Raw genomic sequence first — 16,011 nt, forward strand, 5'->3', positions numbered from 1 at the left:
TTGCATAATTTGCAGAACTTGCAGGCAGTGATTGCAAAGTTTGCGAAGTTTTGGGCCTAGCCGTAGGTCGCCACAGGGGTGCCCGCGAGGGCCGCCATGTTGAGCAAACCACGTGCAGTAATCGACGGTGTGACGATATGGGCGCGGTTGCCCATACCCATCAAGATTGGGCCGACTTCGAGGCCGCCGGCCTTCATCTTGAGAATGTTGCGAACACCCGACGCGGCATCGGAATTTGCAAAGACCAATACGTTTGCTTCGCCCTGCATTCGGTTTTCGGGAAAGATCCGGCTGCGTAGGCTCGCATCCAGTGCGGCATCGGTGTGCATCTCGCCTTCGTAGCAAAAGTCGTGATTCCCAGCGTCGAGAATATCAATTGCCGCACGCATCCGGATGCCTGTGTCGCAATCGAGATTGCCAAACTGCGAATGGGAACACAGCGCGATGTTCGGCTTCACGCCAAAGCGGCGGACATGGCGCGCGGCTGCGATCACCGTCTCGGCGATCTGTTCTGGCGTTGGTTCTGCGTGGATATGGGTGTCGGTCACGAACAACGGGCCGTCCTCTAGGATCATCAACGACAACGCGCTCACAGGGTGCAGCCCGTCGCCTTTTTCCCCCAGAATTTCGGTGAGGTATTTGAGGTGCCACAGGTATTGCCCAAAGGTACCACAGATCAGGCTGTCGGCGTCGCCACGATCAACCATCACCGCGCCAATGGCGGTAGTGTTGGTGCGCATGATCGCCTTGGCTAAATCAGGCGTGACGCCGCTCCGCGCCATTTTGGTGTGATAGTGCTGCCAGTAGTCGCGGTAGCGCGGATCATTCTCAGGGTTCACGATCTCAAAATCTGTGCCAGGATGTACGGACAGGCCAGCGCGTTCGGCACGCGCCTCGATAACCTCGGGGCGGCCAATCAGAATGGGTTGGTCGGTTGTGTCCTCTAGCATCGCTTGGGCCGCGCGCAGCACGCGTTCGTCTTCGCCCTCGGCAAATACGATGCGGCGTTTGGCGGTTGCTGCGGCCTCGAACACGGGGCGCATGATCAGCGCAGATTTGAAAACAGATGCATCGAGATGAGCCTTGTAGGCATCAAAGTCGGAGATGGGCGCTGTCGCCACGCCCGAGTCCATCGCGGCGCGGGCAACGGCCGTGGCCACAACCCCCATGAGGCGTGGATCGAACGGCTTGGGGATCAAATAGTCAGGGCCAAAGGTCAGCTCTTCGCCTTTATATGCTGCGGCAGCCTCGGCGCTGGTGGTGGCGCGGGCCATGGCGGCGATGCCCTCGATACAGGCGATCTTCATCTCGTCGTTGATATCGGTTGCACCAACGTCGAGCGCTCCGCGAAAGATAAAGGGAAAGCACAGCACGTTGTTGACTTGGTTTGGGAAATCCGACCGGCCCGTCGCGATGATGGCCTCTGGTGCGACGGCACGGGCGGCATCTGGCATGATCTCGGGGTTTGGGTTCGCAAGAGCCAGGATGATTGGGCGATCAACCATCTTTTCAACCATCTCGGGCTTAAGAATGTTAGGGCCCGAGAGGCCCAAGAACAGATCGGCCCCTTCGATGACTTGACCCAGATCGCGCAGATCGCTGTCTTGGGCGTATTCCAGCTTTTGTGGCGTGACCTCTTCTGTCCGGCCTTCAAAAACCAAACCTTTGTGATCGACCAGCCAGACGTTTTCCCGCTTTACGCCGAGTTTGAGCAGCATATTCAGGCAGGCGATCCCTGCGGCGCCACCGCCGGTGCTGACCACCTTGATGTCCGCGAAATCTTTGCCGACGATTTTCAGAGCGTTGACCGCTGCGGCCCCAACAACAATTGCTGTACCGTGCTGGTCGTCGTGAAAGACGGGGATGTTCATCCGCTTGCGGCACTCTTCCTCCACGATGAATGCCTCGGGCGCCTTGATGTCTTCTAGGTTTACTGCACCAAACGTGGGTTCGAGGGCGCAGACAATATCGGCCAGCTTGTAGGGGTCGGGTTCGTTGATCTCGATGTCAAAGCAATCGATGTCAGCGAATTTCTTGAACAGAACGGCCTTGCCTTCCATCACCGGCTTGGACGCGAGCGCGCCGATGTTACCCAATCCCAAAACGGCCGTTCCGTTTGTGATAACCGCAACCAAATTGCCCCGAGCCGTGTAGTCACGTGCTGTTGCTGGGTTGTCCCTGATTTCGATGCTAGCCTCTGCGACCCCCGGCGAATACGCCCGAGCGAGGTCACGACCATTCGCCATCGGTTTGGTTGGGCGGATTTCCAATTTACCGGGTTTCGGATCGCGGTGATAGGCGAGCGCGGCCTGTCTAAGAGCTTCGGCAGCGGTATTTTCTTTTGGCGTGTCTGACATCTGGAAGCTCACTTTGAAAAGTAGTTTAACGTTGAACTATATTATTTTGGGCTGGTGTGCCACCGGAAATTACGCGCTGAGAACATGGGTTGCAAATCACGGTTTGACGGGACAGGCTTTGACCCATGTCCGACGCAAATGAATCCACCCGCACCAGTGCCCAAGCTCTGCTTTCAACATCTGATCTGAGAGCCGATATTTCGTATTTTACCAAAGTCTTGGGGATGCGGATGGATATGATCTATCCGGCAGACGACCCATTGGTTGCTGTCTTTTCCGGGCATGGCTTGGCTGTGCGACTGGACCAATCTCTCGACCTGCCAGCAGGCGAGATTATTTTGCAAACCGATGATGCCAAGCAATTTTCTGGTGCAGGAGACGCAAGCCCCGGTGGAACCCGAGTGCAAATCTTGCCGCTGTCGCCACCGCTTGAGCAGCCACAGACCCAACATGCGTTTGTCGTGCGGCGTCTCGCGGATCAGGCGCCTTGGGTCATTGGTCGGGCAGGGATGCAATACCGCGATTTAATCCCCGACCGATTGGGCGGCTCGATCATCGCAAGCCACATTCGGATCCCCGATGGCGGCCCTGTGCCGGACATGGTGCACTATCATACTGTCGGGTTTCAGTTGATTTTCTGTTATCGCGGCTGGGTCGATTTGGTCTACGAGGACCAAGGCGCGCCCTTTCGGCTGCATGCTGGATGCTGCGTGATCCAGCCTCCGGAAATCCGTCATCGGGTCCTCTTTGCCAGTGACAATATCGAAGTGATCGAAATTGGTGTGCCGGCCGAGCATGTCACCACCATTGATCACGAGATGGGGCTGCCAAACGAAACCTATGATCCGGATCGTGCGTTTCAGGGCCAGAAATTTGTCCATCACAAAGTGGAAGAGGCCGTTTGGGCGCCGTTCCGTCTGACTGGATTTGATGCGCGCGACACAACGATCGCGGAACACACTCAGAACGATGCTGGCGTGCAAGTCGTGCGCGCAGCCCAAGCTGCGCCGCGCTGGGCCAGCCATGGTGCAGACATTCATTTCACCTTTGTCATGGAAGGCACAATGACCCTCGAGGGAGAGGGGCAGGAGCCGTACAAACTGTGCCCGGGCGATGCGTTTGTCATTCCGCCCGACATGAAGACACGATATAGCGATGTCTCGAACGACCTCGAACTGCTCGAGGTGTCCTTGCCCGGTGTGTTTGACACCCAAGAAATGGATTGAATTGATGTCGCTTGTCGATGCTGCCCGCTTGGTGCGTGAAAATGCTTATGCCCCGTATTCAAATTTTCAGGTTGGTGCTGCGATCCGGTCTGCCTCTGGCGTGGTCTACACTGGCGTGAACGTTGAAAACGCAGCCTATCCCGAAGGCACCTGTGCAGAGGCCGGCGCGATTGCTGCGATGGTGGCTGCAGGCGAAACCAAATTGGTAGAGGTCGCTGTGATTGCCGGTAGCCCGCTACCTGTCAGCCCATGTGGTGGATGCCGCCAGAAACTGGCCGAGTTTGGCGCGAGTGATGTGCCTGTCACGATGGCCACGACCGGTGGCACCGTAGAAGAAACCACGCTGGGCGCGTTGTTGCCCGGTGCGTTTAGTAATGATTATTTGGGTGAGGGCTAAGCCATGGATGCACGATCCATACTCTACCGACTGCGTCTCGGAGAAGAGCTGTCTGCTGACGAATTGAACTGGTTTGCTGGTGGTTTGGCCAGTGGTGCGGTAAGCGACGCGCAGGCCGGTGCCTTTGCAATGGCCGCTGTGTCCAAAGGTCTGGGTCCAATGGGACGTGTGGCGCTGACCCGTGCGATGCGCGACAGCGGTGATGTATTGGCATGGGATCTGGACGGGCCTGTGTTGGACAAGCATTCAACAGGTGGCGTTGGTGACTGTGTCTCACTGATCCTAGCCCCCGCTCTGGCGGCCTGTGGCGCCTATGTTCCAATGATTTCTGGCCGTGGTTTGGGGCATACGGGCGGCACGCTCGACAAACTTGAAGCGATCCCTGGTCTGTCTACCGAAGTCGATGATGCTGGGCTCAGGGCGATCACATCTGACGTCGGTTGCGCGATCGTCAGCGCGTCAAAGCGTATCGCGCCTGCGGACCGTAGGCTCTATGCGATCCGCGATGTCACTGCGACAGTTGAAAGCATCGATTTGATCACGGCTTCGATCCTGTCCAAGAAACTTGCGGCGGGTCTCCAAGGATTGGTCTTGGACGTCAAAGTCGGCTCGGGCGCATTCATGACCGATCTTAAGGCCGCGACAGAGCTCGCCTCGGCCTTGGTCGGGACTTCAAATGGCGCGGGCTGCCCGACTGCCGCGCTGATCACAGATATGAACCAGCCCGTGGTGCCAGCGATCGGTAACGCCGTGGAAATCCGCGCTGTGATGGAGGTCCTCACACGCGGTGCGGGCACATCACGTATCGAAGCATTGGTCGTCGAACTTGGTGGGACATTGCTTGCACAATCTGGTCTGGCCGGCGGCGTGACCCATGGGCGTGACATGATCCTCAAATCATTGGTCACTCGCCAAGCCGCCGAACGGTTTGGCCGTATGGTTGCGGCCCTAGGTGGCCCCAAGGATTTCGTCGAGAAATGGCAGACCTATCAGCCTGAAGCCCCAGTGATCTTAGAGGTTCATGCTGGGCAAGCTGGCGTCGTTACCGAGATTGATTGTCGAATTTTGGGCGAGATTGTCGTCCTGTTGGGTGGCGGCCGCCAAGTCGAGGGGGATCAGATCGACCCATCAGTTGGCATTACGCATATCTGTCCTCCGGGAAAACGGGTAATCAAACGCGATCCGATCGCTACGATCCACGCGACAACAGAAGAGGCCGCCACCGCTGCTGCCGACGTCGTTCGCGCAGCCATCAAGCTCGGCGACGAGGCCCCCAAAGCCGACCCGCTTGTGCATAAACGGCTGGCCTGATGCCCCGCGCATTTGTCATCGTGATAGATAGCGCGGGCATCGGTGGTGCGCCTGATGCTGACAAGTTTTTCAATCTTGATCGTCCGGACACGGGTGCAAATACTGTCGCGCATATTGCGCAACAGTGCACTGCAGGTTTGGCTGACGATGGGCGCCAAGGGCCCTTGGCGGTGCCAACACTTGATGCGCTGGGCCTCGGGGCTGCGATCACGTTGGCCTCGGGTGATAAAACTGATTTGCGCGCTGTGCCCACAGGGGCATGGGGGGCCGCAACAGAGGTCTCGATGGGCAAAGACACGCCCTCGGGACATTGGGAGCTGATGGGCGTGCCGGTTCCTTGGGATTGGGGCGTGTTTCCAGACAAAACCAAAAGCTTTCCCAGCGATATCGTTGCTGCAATTTGTGAGGCTGCAGGCACCGACGGTATTTTGGGGAATTGCCATGCATCGGGCGAACAGGTGCTCGCTGACCTCGGGGCTGAGCATCTGAAAACCGGCTGGCCGATCTGCTATACTTCGGTCGACAGTGTTCTACAGATCGCCGCACACGAAGATCATTTTGGCCGCGAGCGGTTGATTGATTTGTGCCGGGCTGTCGCGCCGATGTTGCACGAACGCAAAGTTGGCAGGGTCATCGCGCGACCGTTCGTAGGCTCGGTCGAGGATGGGTTTACCCGCACAATTTACCGTCGAGATTTTGCAATATCTCCGCCCTCCCCAACGCTGTGTGATTGGGTTTCAGAGGCGGGCGGCCGCGTCTATGCCGTTGGAAAGATTGGTGATATTTTTTCGACGCGCGGGATCGACGAATGCCGAAAAGGCGCTGATGCCGATCTGATGGGGCATGTGTTTGATTTGGTCGAGACGGCCGAGGATCGATCGTTTACCTTTGTTAATCTGGTCGAGTTCGACACTAAATATGGCCACCGACGGAATGTCGCGGGCTATGCAAAACATCTCGAATGGTTCGACATCGAACTGGCGCGCCTCTTGCCTCGTCTCAAGGATGATGATCTGCTGATCGTAACCGCAGATCACGGCAACGACCCAACCTGGACCGGCACCGATCACACGCGTGAGCGGGTACCGGTCTTGGCGCATGGCCTAGGGACGCGAGAAATCGGGCTTGTCGAATTTGTCGATGTCGCGGCCTCGATCGCTTATCATTTGAATATCGCCCAATCCGGGCCAGGAAAGAGCTTTTTATGACGTTTCAATCCATCCCCAAGGTTGAATTGCATCTGCATCTAGAAGGTGCGGCAGACCCTGATTTTGTGCGTCAGATCGCCACTGAAAAAAAGATAGATGTGTCTGGCGTGTTTGATGAAACAGGCAGCTATAAATACAAAGATTTCGCCGAGTTTTTGAGCGTCTATGAAGGCGCAACCAAGGCACTAAAGACGCCGGAAGACTACGCACGTCTGACCCGCTCTGTCCTCGAGAATTGTGCTGAGAACGGCGTGATTTATGCCGAGGCGTTCCTGTCTCCAGACTTTATGGGACAGTGCGACATGGTGGCGTGGCGCGAATATCTGGCTGCCACGATTGAGGCCGCAGGCGCAGCCGAGCGTGATCTAGGCATCACCATGCGTGGGATCGTGACATGTGTCCGCCACTTTGGCCCCGATCAGGCGCGTATTTCAGCGAAATGTGCCGCCGAGGTGGCCGGTGATTGGGTCGTAGGTTTTGGCATGGGCGGGGCAGAGAACGCGCATAGTGCCGTTGATTTTGCCTATGCATTCGACATCGCGCGCGAGGCTGGCCTGCGCCTGACATCGCATGCCGGAGAATGGTGTGGTGCTACCGAGGTCGCTGACACGCTTCGCGATCTGCGCGTTGAACGGATTGGCCACGGCGTGCAATCGATAGACGATCCCAAATTGATCGAACAGATCGTCGAGCAAGGTATCGTGCTCGAGGTTTGCCCTGGCTCAAATGTTGCCTTGGGCGTTGTTCCTAATTGGGCGAGCCATCCGATTGAACGCCTGCGCGCCGCAGGGGTCAAAGTCACCGTGTCTACGGATGACCCGCCATTTTTTCATACGACAATGACCCATGAATTCGAGATGTTGAACCGCACATTCGACTGGGGCGACGCAGAATTCTCGCAGGTCAATCACACTGCAATCGACGCGGCCTTTTGTGATGCCGATACCCGCGCAAACATCAAAGCAAGACTGGATTAAAGCCATGACCGATCACGTCACACACGTCACTCACCCGCTGGTTCAACACAAATTGACCTTGATGCGCCAAATGACAACATCGACTGCCGAGTTTCGGCAGTTGTTGCGCGAAATCAGCCAGCTCTTGGCCTACGAGGTGACCCGCGATCTGAATGTCACAACGCGCCGGATTTCAACGCCGATCCAAGAGATGGACGCACCGGTTTTGGATGGTCGCAAATTGGCTTTGGTGTCTATCTTGCGGGCGGGCAATGGCCTGCTCGACGGGATGCTGGATCTTATCCCGTCCGCGCGTGTCGGATTTGTCGGGCTCTACCGCGACGAAGAGACACTAGAGCCTGTGCAGTATTATTTCAAAGTGCCGGATCGGCTGGACGAACGGCTTGTGATTGCGGTGGATCCGATGCTTGCCACGGGAAATTCGTCGGTTGCAGCGATTGATTTGCTGAAACAGGCAGGTGCGACGAATATCCAGTTTATGTGCCTTTTGGCCGCGCCAGAGGGCATCGAACGTATGCGTGAGGCACATCCAGATGTGCCAATTGTGACCGCGGCAATCGACGAAAAACTGAATGAAAACGGGTATATCGTGCCTGGTTTGGGTGATGCTGGCGACCGGATGTTTGGTACGAAATAAGGCAACAATCGCTTTACACAGGCGCTATTGTTTGGCATGTTTCCACAACATCTTGTGGGGGCAAAATGCGTATTACCAAAGTATTCACAACCGCTCTATTGGTTGTATCCACCTCATCAACAGCCAGTTTGGCACAATCTTTGCGCGATGGCGCGACGCCGGCTGAGTTTCCGCCGTCGTCCTACACGGCGAGCCAGTACGTCGACAGCAACGGCTGTGTGTTCATTCGTGCAGGTATAAGCGGCAACGTAAGCTGGGTGCCGCGCGTGACGCGTCAGCGCGAAGTTTTGTGTGGTTTCCAACCATCACTGTCTGGCGCACAGCGCGCGACAGCATCGGCGGCTCCTGCAACGTCTGCGCCAGCCCCTGTTGAAATCACGATCGAAACACCTGCGCCAACGCCCGCCGCCGCACCAGTCCCCGCCGCTGAGGCACCTGCGACACGAGTGGTCACAGCAACTGCTGCACCCCGCGTGACAGCGACTGCCCCTGCGGCAAGCACAGTTCGGGTGACCCACCCTGTGCAAACAGCCGCGCCAGAACAGACAACAGCGCGCGTGATCCGCCCAGCCGCGACTGTAAACCCTTCGCGTGCTCCCCAAGCCACGCAACGGATTATGACCCGCGCCCAGATTTGTGAGGGTCGCACAGGCGTCCAGTCGAGATACGTGAACCGTCGCACTGGTCAGCCGATTGATTGCGGTTCAGGCGCTGTGCGCACGGTTGCCACACCTCGCGTCGTTGCACCAACAGTGACGACACCGCGTGTTGCAGCTGGCACCGTAATCCGGACCACCGCCGCCGATATCTGTGCGAACCGTTCTGCCAACGGGCAGAGATATGTGAGCCGCGCGACTGGTTTGCCGGTGCGTTGTGGCGCACAGGCGCAAAACCCGAATGGCATCGTCGCAAGCTCGACAGTACGGACGACACCGGCAACAATTGTGCCCACAGCCACACCGACCCGCATGACTGTCGCCGCAGCACCGCGTGCAACAGCAGCTGGCACAGTCATTCGCACCACAGCCGCAGATATCTGCGCCAATCGGTCAGCTCAGGGGCAACGTTATATCAGCCGCAGCACCGGATTGCCCGCGCGTTGTGGTCCACAAACTCTGAACCCAAACCCGATCTTGCGGCAGGGGCCTGCTCCTGCGGGTGCAACACCGACCTATAGCTATGGCTCGACCGTCGCCTCGGCAGGCACGTATAGCCGTGCAGGCACGATGGTTGGCGGCACGGGCTTTGCCTTTGCTTCGAACGGGACACCAGATGGGTTCCGCGGCGTGTGGGATGACGACCGTTTGAACGCACAGCGTGGTTTGCCGTCTGGCACGCGGGTGCAGGTGACACAGCCTGCGAACCGTGGGTTCTGGGCAAACCTGTTTAACCCTGCACCTCGGACATCAACTATCGTGACCAGCCGTCAGGCACCTGCGGTCGCAGCTCGGACTACAACACCGCAGCGCAGCACAGTGGCCACGCGCCAAGCGCCGGCACCTACAACCCAGCGCAGCGCCGCAACAACAGCACACCGCTATGTTCAGGTTGCCACCTACGGTAGCTCGGATGATGCGCAGATCGTAGCCAAGCGCCTACGGGCCCAAGGTCTGCCAATGCGGATCGGTCGCTATGATCGTGGGGGACAGACCTACCGTATTGTTATGGTCGGACCCTTCAATTCTGCCTCAGCGCTGAACTCTGCACTTAGCACGGTGCGCTCAAGCGGTTTCCCCAGCGCAACGACTCGCCGCTAAACAGTTCTCCCGGGAAAAGACCTTGCAGAAGATCGCGGGGTTTTTTCTTGCGCGGATGGCGGGATCAGCCGCCGCAGATTTGCTGTAAAATGACCCAATCGACGTCGCCCAACACGGCACGTGGCGGTGTGTCTGCATGAGGGTCTGCTTCGATCAACCCAAGGCTTGTTTCACCTGAAACATCGATTGCGAATGCAAAGGGCGTGCTAGCAACCTCGGCTGTTTCAAACGCAGCAAGCAGGGGTTGGTCCGCAGGGCGGGGTGTCGGGGTCGAGACCAGAACTTCGCCATAGTCACGCAATGTCTGGTCCTTCATTTCGCCCGTTGTGAGCAATCGAAACGTACTGCGCAGGCCTGCGGTTTCGAGAAGGTCGCGCAATGGGTCGCGGCTCTCTGCGTGGGTCTTTGCCGCGAGGATATAACCCGCAACAACATCGGCGCTCTCATAGTCTTCAAACAGGCTGCGGTTCATCACGACGATGTCGCCCGGAAGGTAGAGAATATCTTGGGGCAATGCGGGGGCCACAATCAGCTGGGCATCTGGCGCGTCAGGCAAAAGCCGAGCACGCAAACGGTTGAGCGCAGGGCGTCCGCCACGTGCCCGACAGGGCGTGCCAGCGACACGTTCCACACGGTCCTGCAGGCTGCGTCCCAGTGCGCTGCGTTTGACGTCTGGGACGACACTTAGAGTGTGCGTGGTCAATGCGTCCGGCGCCCAAAACAAGGCGACCCAACCAACAGCTGCAACATTGAGCCCGATCCCCCAAAAGCGAAGCCGCCCTGCGCGAGGCCGATTTTTCAAAATGGTTTTGCGAACCCGTTCCACCGCATCGATCATATCAGGATCATCGATTTCAAGCGTCTCGGTCGCATCGACATCTGGCGTGAAAATTGCGGGCCTTTGCCCCGGGTTTTTACGCGTAACCGCAGCCAGCGACCAATGGCTAAGTGCGCGATTAGCCGAGTCAGAAATAACCAGCGTCGCATCTCCAAACGAGACGATCACATCGCGCCGTTGATCCTGTGGTGTCATACGCCACAAGCCGCCGCTTTCGAGGCGTTCGTATTCTTTGAGTGCGGTCATGGTGGGCTGCTCTGCCTCTGTTTATGAGGTGAGTTTAGCGTAAACACCGGTCGCGGGCAATCGGAACGCAGAAACGGGGGCATGGCCCCCGTCGGTGGTGCGGATCACTCAAGATCTATTTTCTTTGAGACAGGTCAGAGCGTTTTGGCGAACGTGCGCAGTTCAAACTTTTGTATCTTACCTGTCGAGGTCTTGGGCAGTTCTTGGAAGACCACAGTCTTTGGGCACTTAAAGCTAGCAAGACGCGTTTTTGTGTGCGCGATCATTTCGGCCTCGGTTGCGGTCGCACCGTCCTTGAGCTCGATAAACGCGCATGGGGTCTCGCCCCATTTGTCATCGGGTTTGGCGACGACAGCGCAAAGCAACACGGCAGGATGATGCATCAACGCGCCTTCAACCTCAACCGAGCTGATGTTTTCACCGCCCGAGATAATGATGTCTTTGGCGCGGTCAGCGATCTGAATATAGCCGTCAGGATGCTGGATCGCGAGATCCTCCGAATGGAAATACCCGTTGGCAAATGCTTTGGTCGTGGCTTCTGGGTTCTTGTAGTACCCTTTCATCACAGAATTGCCGCGCATCACGATCTCGCCTTGGGTTTGGGCGTCCATCGGGACCTGCTGGGCCTGCTCATCGACAACTGTGACATCTTCCATCATCGGGAAGGCCACGCCTTGGCGGGCCTTGATGCTGGACTGTTCTTCCTGATGCAGGGTGTCCCACGCGTCATTCCAGATGCATTCGGTGACGTGACCATAGGTTTCGGTCAAACCGTAGACCTGTGTAATGTTGAACCCCATTTCGCCAATCGCAGCGAGCGTTGCAGGGGCGGGTGGGGCACCGGCTGTGAACACCTCGACCGTGTGATCAAATGTTTTGCGGTCGCCGTCGACTGCGTTGACGATCATGTTCAGCACAATCGGCGCGCCGCCAAAGTGGGTCACACCACGATCCGCGATCCCGTCATAAATGGCCGCAGCCGTGATATCGCGACAGCACACAACAGTACCGCCAAGAACAGGCATCATCCACGTGTGGTTCCAGCCGTTACAGTGAAACAGCGGAACGATTGCCATAAACCGTGGGTGCAGTGTCATGCGCCATGAAATCACGGTGCCCATCGTCATCAGATATGCGCCGCGGTGGTGGTAAACGACGCCCTTTGGACGGCCTGTCGTGCCAGAGGTGTAGTTAAGCGCGAGGCTCTCCCATTCGTCCGCTGGCATGATCCATTCAAAATCAGTGTCACCCGCCAGCAAGAAATCTTCATAGTCCATCTGCTCGCCCAAGCCAGGGACGCCGGCGACAGGGTCAGGGACTTCGATGACCAGCGGGGCAGGGCCTTCCATCTGGGCGATCGCTTCCATCGTCAGCGGCAGGAACTGGCTGTCGGTGATCACAACCTTGGCGCCGCCGTGGTCAAAGATGTAGGCGACCGTATCCACGTCGAGACGGATGTTGATTGTATTTAGAACCGCACCACAAGCAGGCACGCCAAACGCGGCCTCGCATTGTGCTGGTGTATTAGGAAGCAAGGTTGCAACCACTTCGCCAGGCTCTACCCCCGCCTTGGTCAAGGCCGATGCCAATTGGGTCACGCGACGGTGGTATGTTTTGTAGTCCATCACGGTGTCGCCATAGACAACAGCATCGTGGTCCGGAAACACGCGCGCGGCGCGGTTGAGGTGGCTGAGCGGTGTCAGCGGAACATAATTGGCTTGGCATTTATCCAAACCGGTTTCGTCTGCCATCCAACCCATGTCCAAAATCCCTATGTGCGTGTCGCGGATGAGCGAGAGTATGCACAGCAGTCGCGATACGAAAAGCCCTGTTAGCGACGGAAGATGGTAAATGTCAGACAATTCAAGCACCCAAGCCACGATCAGCATTCTCGGTGGGATGATGACTCTAGGTTTGATCGACAATTTTGTACGGTTGATCGCTGTGGACGCTGGTCTATGGCAGTTTCATGCGGTGCGTGCGGTGATGGCGCTGGCCATTATGGGGGGCATGGCGGCCCTAGGCTGGGCAACGATTCGCCCCAAACGCAAATTGGCTGTACTGGGACGCAGTGTGTTCACAGCGGGATCGATGCTGATCTATTTCGGCTGCCTTGCGTTTTTGCCCATTGGCGTTGTCGCAGCAGGCCTGTTCACCTCGCCCATTTTTATCTTGCTGATTTCGATCGTGTTTATGGGGGTTCGAGTTGGGCCTCTGCGGTGGCTGGCCGTGGCGATCGGTTTTGTAGGGGTGATGATGGTTATTCAGCCAAACCCCAATGATCTGGATTGGCTGTCTTTCTTGCCCATTGGTGCAGGCGTTCTCTATGCGATCGGCGCGGTCGCCACGCGGGCGTGGTGCGAGGGTGAAACGACACTGACACTCACCGCAGGCTTTTTTGGCGTGTTGGGGGTGTTTGGAGTGATTGGCCTGACGGTTCTTACGATTTGGCCGATGCCCGTTGCGGACGGGACTGATGGATTTGTCACGCGCAGCTTTACCTCTTTGACCGGCACGTTCTTGTTCTGGACAACAGTGCAGGCGATTGGATCCATGGTGGGCGTTGGCCTGCTGTTCCGCGGCTATTTGCTGGGCGATGCATCCTATGTATCTGTGCTAGAGTATTCCTTGATGATCTTTGCGTCGTTTTGGGCATGGGTCATTTGGAGCGAAGGACTGAACCTGCTGGCAATGGGCGGAGTGGTGATGATCATTATATCGGGCGGCATCATATCCGTGCGGAGTACGGCGAAATGATCATCTCGCGGGGGCGTGAGTATCTGTTTGTCCACATTCCGAAAACGGGTGGCACGTCGATGGCGCTCGCACTAGAAGATCGGGCCAAGGCCGACGACATCCTGATTGGCGACACACCAAAGGCATTGCGCCGCAAGGCGCGGCTTAAGGGCATCGAGACGCGGGGGCGGGTCTGGAAACATTCGACGCTCGCTGATGTCGAGGAGTTGGTCACGCGGAACGAGATGCAAGACCTGTTTGTCTTCACCATGGTGCGCAACCCGTGGGACAGATTGGTCAGCTATTACCACTGGCTACAGGTCCAAACCTTTGAGAATCGTGCCGTGGCGTTGGCCCAACAGTTGGATTTTTCGTCATTCCTAAATCACGAGCACACTCAAAACAGCCTGCGGGCCAATCCGGCTGTGCGCTATGTGACTGATGCTGCGGGGACAGTTCACGCTGATCTCTACATCCGGCTGGACCAGTTTGCCCAAGATGTTAAGGCGCTCGAAGAGCATTTGGGTTTCGACATCAAACTGCCCCATGCGAACGCGTCAAAACGCGACGCAGCCTATCAATCCTACTTTTCTGACGCGGATCGCGCATTGGTCGTGATTCTCTGCTCGGACGATATCGAACGGTTCGGATTCACCTTTTAGTAACCATATTGTTCGCGCTTTAGATTCCATCAATTTGATTCAAATTCTTAGTTAATCAATCATTAACAATGCCCCAAACTTGCCTCTTTGTCGGCAAAGGTCGGACAACAGAATCACCCCAGATGGTTTTGCTGCTAACGAAACGCCAGCTGCCAATCGCGTTTTACTCTAATGATCTGGGGATCGATAAAATGTTTGGATGGAAATCTGAAAACCGCGTATGCCAAATCGCCGAAATGTCCGGCGCATGGACTGCCGCGACACAGCGCATTGCAACTGGTTTGGTTGCTGGCACACGTTTTGCGACACCAAACGGCTGGCGCGCAGTAGAAGCCATCGCTGCTGGCGATCAGGTGCTGACATTCGATGGTGGCTTTCAAACCGTTGTCGCCGTCAACCACGGCGCCGTTTGGTCTAGCATTTCTGAATGCCCTGCAGAAGCACAGCCAATGAACCTCCCCGCAGGTGCCTTGGGCAACCGCGAAGCGATGCAGCTGTTGCCAGAGCAGACCATCATGCTGGAAAGCGACGTTGCAGAAGAAGCGTTTGGTGACCCGTTCGTTCTGGTGCCTGCACGTGCTCTCGAAGGGTTCCGCGGCATCAAGCGCGCCTACCAGCGCGGTGAAGGCCACTTGGTGAGCCTGCAGTTCGCAGAAGACCAGATCGTCTTTGCCAACATCGGCGCGTTGTTCTTTTGCCCAGGCGCGGGCGATCTCGTGTCTACACCGCTGACACAGTACGACTACACTTCGCTGAACATGGAGCAGGCCGACACATTGATCGCTTGCATCGAAATGGTAGACCTCGAGACGGATTGCCCAGCAACCCACCACGTCGCCCTACAGTACGTGGCAGCCTAAGCAATCTAACGGTCCCCAAGCCGATATTCTCAAAGCGAAAAAGGCGGGCCAGGCAGGGCCCAGCCGATGCTCCAAAATGTTGGAAAATGAAACGGCAGGATCTCAGTGAAGAGGTTCTGCGTTTCGGGTAGATGACATCTGACCGTATTCGATGGGTGTCTGGTTCAAGCCCAATTTTACTGCAGGTCTCGAGCAACTTGTTAGCCGACGTTAGGGTGATAGGGCGACAGAACAGCGGACTACGGTATAAACCAATCCGATTGGGCTCGTTTTGCTTGGAGAATAGAGTGATGACTATCGAGACGGACTTGCACGCGGCAAATCATGTCCCTGATTCTGGGTTGGGCCGATCGCTAGTCTATTACTATTTTGTTTTGATTTTATTGTTTCCAGTCATCCTGTTTGGCGTGTCCGATAGCACATTGAAACTTGGCCTGCTTGCTCTGATCGTATGTGCAGCAGTTGCGCCACCAGTATAGGTTTTGCAAAAAAAACGAAGAGTGCATGCGCTTCGTCAAGCCCAAGTTGTGGCGTTAAGAAAGAACGCCGACAAATAATTTGCGCGGTAGCGGACAACATTTGCCCAACTACATTTACAACTGAGTAGAGTAAGTCTGCGCAAGAATTTTTAGTGAAGAGATTGGATGACCTGTTCAACCAACAACGATTGGAAGATAGCAAGCGTCATTGCTAGCAGGACAAGCAGTAGACAAATGACCGGTATCGCCTCTGCGTGGTCTGTATAGCATGTTAGAACTGATCGCTTGTTATCCGACACGGATGCCTCTGATCTAAACGT

The 16,011-nt window shown here is 56.6% G+C and carries 13 protein-coding genes; 10 read left to right on the plus strand and 3 right to left on the minus strand.

The window, feature by feature from the left end; all coding sequences use genetic code 11:
- Positions 1–56: 56 nt before the first annotated feature.
- Entirely contained in the window at positions 57–2,357 is a 2,301-nt protein-coding gene (locus TR2A62_RS16055) for an NADP-dependent malic enzyme (protein WP_009160491.1), read from the minus strand.
- A gap of 125 nt (positions 2,358–2,482) precedes the next feature.
- Between TR2A62_RS16055 and TR2A62_RS16060 the strand changes: the two genes are divergently transcribed.
- The 7 genes from TR2A62_RS16060 (at position 2,483) to TR2A62_RS17770 (ending at position 9,870) form a co-directional block, all read left to right on the plus strand.
- Positions 2,483–3,583 carry a cupin domain-containing protein gene (locus tag TR2A62_RS16060; protein WP_009159457.1) on the plus strand — a complete coding sequence of 367 codons (1,101 nt, stop codon included), beginning with the start codon at positions 2,483–2,485 and terminating at the stop codon, positions 3,581–3,583.
- 4 nt (positions 3,584–3,587) lie between these two features.
- Positions 3,588–3,980, plus strand: coding sequence for a cytidine deaminase (gene cdd, locus TR2A62_RS16065; protein ID WP_040820877.1), 393 nt, complete (start codon positions 3,588–3,590; stop codon positions 3,978–3,980).
- 3 nt (positions 3,981–3,983) lie between these two features.
- The gene (locus tag TR2A62_RS16070; protein ID WP_009159823.1) at positions 3,984–5,291 is read left to right on the plus strand and encodes a thymidine phosphorylase; all 1,308 of its coding nucleotides are present in this window, start codon (positions 3,984–3,986) and stop codon (positions 5,289–5,291) included.
- Entirely contained in the window at positions 5,291–6,499 is a 1,209-nt protein-coding gene (locus TR2A62_RS16075) for a phosphopentomutase (protein ID WP_009160867.1), read from the plus strand. The genes TR2A62_RS16070 and TR2A62_RS16075 overlap by 1 nt, the downstream gene beginning before the upstream one ends.
- Positions 6,496–7,476 carry an adenosine deaminase gene (locus TR2A62_RS16080; RefSeq protein WP_009157999.1) on the plus strand — a complete coding sequence of 327 codons (981 nt, stop codon included), beginning with the start codon at positions 6,496–6,498 and terminating at the stop codon, positions 7,474–7,476. The genes TR2A62_RS16075 and TR2A62_RS16080 overlap by 4 nt, the downstream gene beginning before the upstream one ends.
- Before the next feature lie 4 nt (positions 7,477–7,480).
- A complete protein-coding gene (gene upp / locus TR2A62_RS16085; protein ID WP_009159262.1) occupies positions 7,481–8,113 on the plus strand; it encodes a uracil phosphoribosyltransferase in 633 nt (210 codons plus the stop codon).
- A gap of 65 nt (positions 8,114–8,178) precedes the next feature.
- Entirely contained in the window at positions 8,179–9,870 is a 1,692-nt protein-coding gene (locus TR2A62_RS17770) for an SPOR domain-containing protein (RefSeq protein ID WP_009157639.1), read from the plus strand.
- 64 nt (positions 9,871–9,934) lie between these two features.
- Here the strand turns inward: TR2A62_RS17770 and TR2A62_RS16095 are convergent, their stop codons facing one another.
- Both TR2A62_RS16095 and TR2A62_RS16100 read right to left on the minus strand, forming a co-directional pair.
- Positions 9,935–10,954 (minus strand): hypothetical protein, encoded by a 1,020-nt coding sequence (locus TR2A62_RS16095; protein ID WP_009158068.1) that lies wholly within the window; start codon positions 10,952–10,954, stop codon positions 9,935–9,937.
- A 134-nt stretch (positions 10,955–11,088) separates the two neighbouring features.
- Entirely contained in the window at positions 11,089–12,714 is a 1,626-nt protein-coding gene (locus tag TR2A62_RS16100) for an AMP-binding protein (protein WP_009159113.1), read from the minus strand.
- Positions 12,715–12,805: 91 nt separating this feature from the next.
- Between TR2A62_RS16100 and TR2A62_RS16105 the strand changes: the two genes are divergently transcribed.
- The 3 genes from TR2A62_RS16105 (at position 12,806) to TR2A62_RS16115 (ending at position 15,212) form a co-directional block, all read left to right on the plus strand.
- Positions 12,806–13,711: a DMT family transporter gene (locus tag TR2A62_RS16105; protein WP_009159648.1), complete on the plus strand. Its 906-nt coding sequence runs from the start codon at positions 12,806–12,808 to the stop codon at positions 13,709–13,711.
- The gene (locus TR2A62_RS16110) at positions 13,708–14,352 is read left to right on the plus strand and encodes a sulfotransferase family 2 domain-containing protein (protein WP_009157772.1); all 645 of its coding nucleotides are present in this window, start codon (positions 13,708–13,710) and stop codon (positions 14,350–14,352) included. The genes TR2A62_RS16105 and TR2A62_RS16110 overlap by 4 nt, the downstream gene beginning before the upstream one ends.
- A gap of 122 nt (positions 14,353–14,474) precedes the next feature.
- Entirely contained in the window at positions 14,475–15,212 is a 738-nt protein-coding gene (locus TR2A62_RS16115; RefSeq protein ID WP_223296130.1) for a Hint domain-containing protein, read from the plus strand.
- Positions 15,213–16,011 lie beyond the last annotated feature (799 nt).

It is taken from the genome of Thalassobium sp. R2A62 (assembly GCF_000161835.1).
Classification (GTDB): Bacteria; Pseudomonadota; Alphaproteobacteria; order Rhodobacterales; family Rhodobacteraceae; genus Thalassobium.

Coding starts and splice junctions, on each gene's coding strand:
- TR2A62_RS16055 (WP_009160491.1), bottom strand. CDS start 2,357: ATGTCAGACACGCCAAAAGAAAATACCGCTGCCGAAGCTCTTAGACAG.
- TR2A62_RS16060 (WP_009159457.1), top strand. CDS start 2,483: ATGTCCGACGCAAATGAATCCACCCGCACCAGTGCCCAAGCTCTGCTT.
- cdd (WP_040820877.1), top strand. CDS start 3,588: ATGTCGCTTGTCGATGCTGCCCGCTTGGTGCGTGAAAATGCTTATGCC.
- TR2A62_RS16070 (WP_009159823.1), top strand. CDS start 3,984: ATGGATGCACGATCCATACTCTACCGACTGCGTCTCGGAGAAGAGCTG.
- TR2A62_RS16075 (WP_009160867.1), top strand. CDS start 5,291: ATGCCCCGCGCATTTGTCATCGTGATAGATAGCGCGGGCATCGGTGGT.
- TR2A62_RS16080 (WP_009157999.1), top strand. CDS start 6,496: ATGACGTTTCAATCCATCCCCAAGGTTGAATTGCATCTGCATCTAGAA.
- upp (WP_009159262.1), top strand. CDS start 7,481: ATGACCGATCACGTCACACACGTCACTCACCCGCTGGTTCAACACAAA.
- TR2A62_RS17770 (WP_009157639.1), top strand. CDS start 8,179: ATGCGTATTACCAAAGTATTCACAACCGCTCTATTGGTTGTATCCACC.
- TR2A62_RS16095 (WP_009158068.1), bottom strand. CDS start 10,954: ATGACCGCACTCAAAGAATACGAACGCCTCGAAAGCGGCGGCTTGTGG.
- TR2A62_RS16100 (WP_009159113.1), bottom strand. CDS start 12,714: ATGGGTTGGATGGCAGACGAAACCGGTTTGGATAAATGCCAAGCCAAT.
- TR2A62_RS16105 (WP_009159648.1), top strand. CDS start 12,806: ATGTCAGACAATTCAAGCACCCAAGCCACGATCAGCATTCTCGGTGGG.
- TR2A62_RS16110 (WP_009157772.1), top strand. CDS start 13,708: ATGATCATCTCGCGGGGGCGTGAGTATCTGTTTGTCCACATTCCGAAA.
- TR2A62_RS16115 (WP_223296130.1), top strand. CDS start 14,475: ATGGTTTTGCTGCTAACGAAACGCCAGCTGCCAATCGCGTTTTACTCT.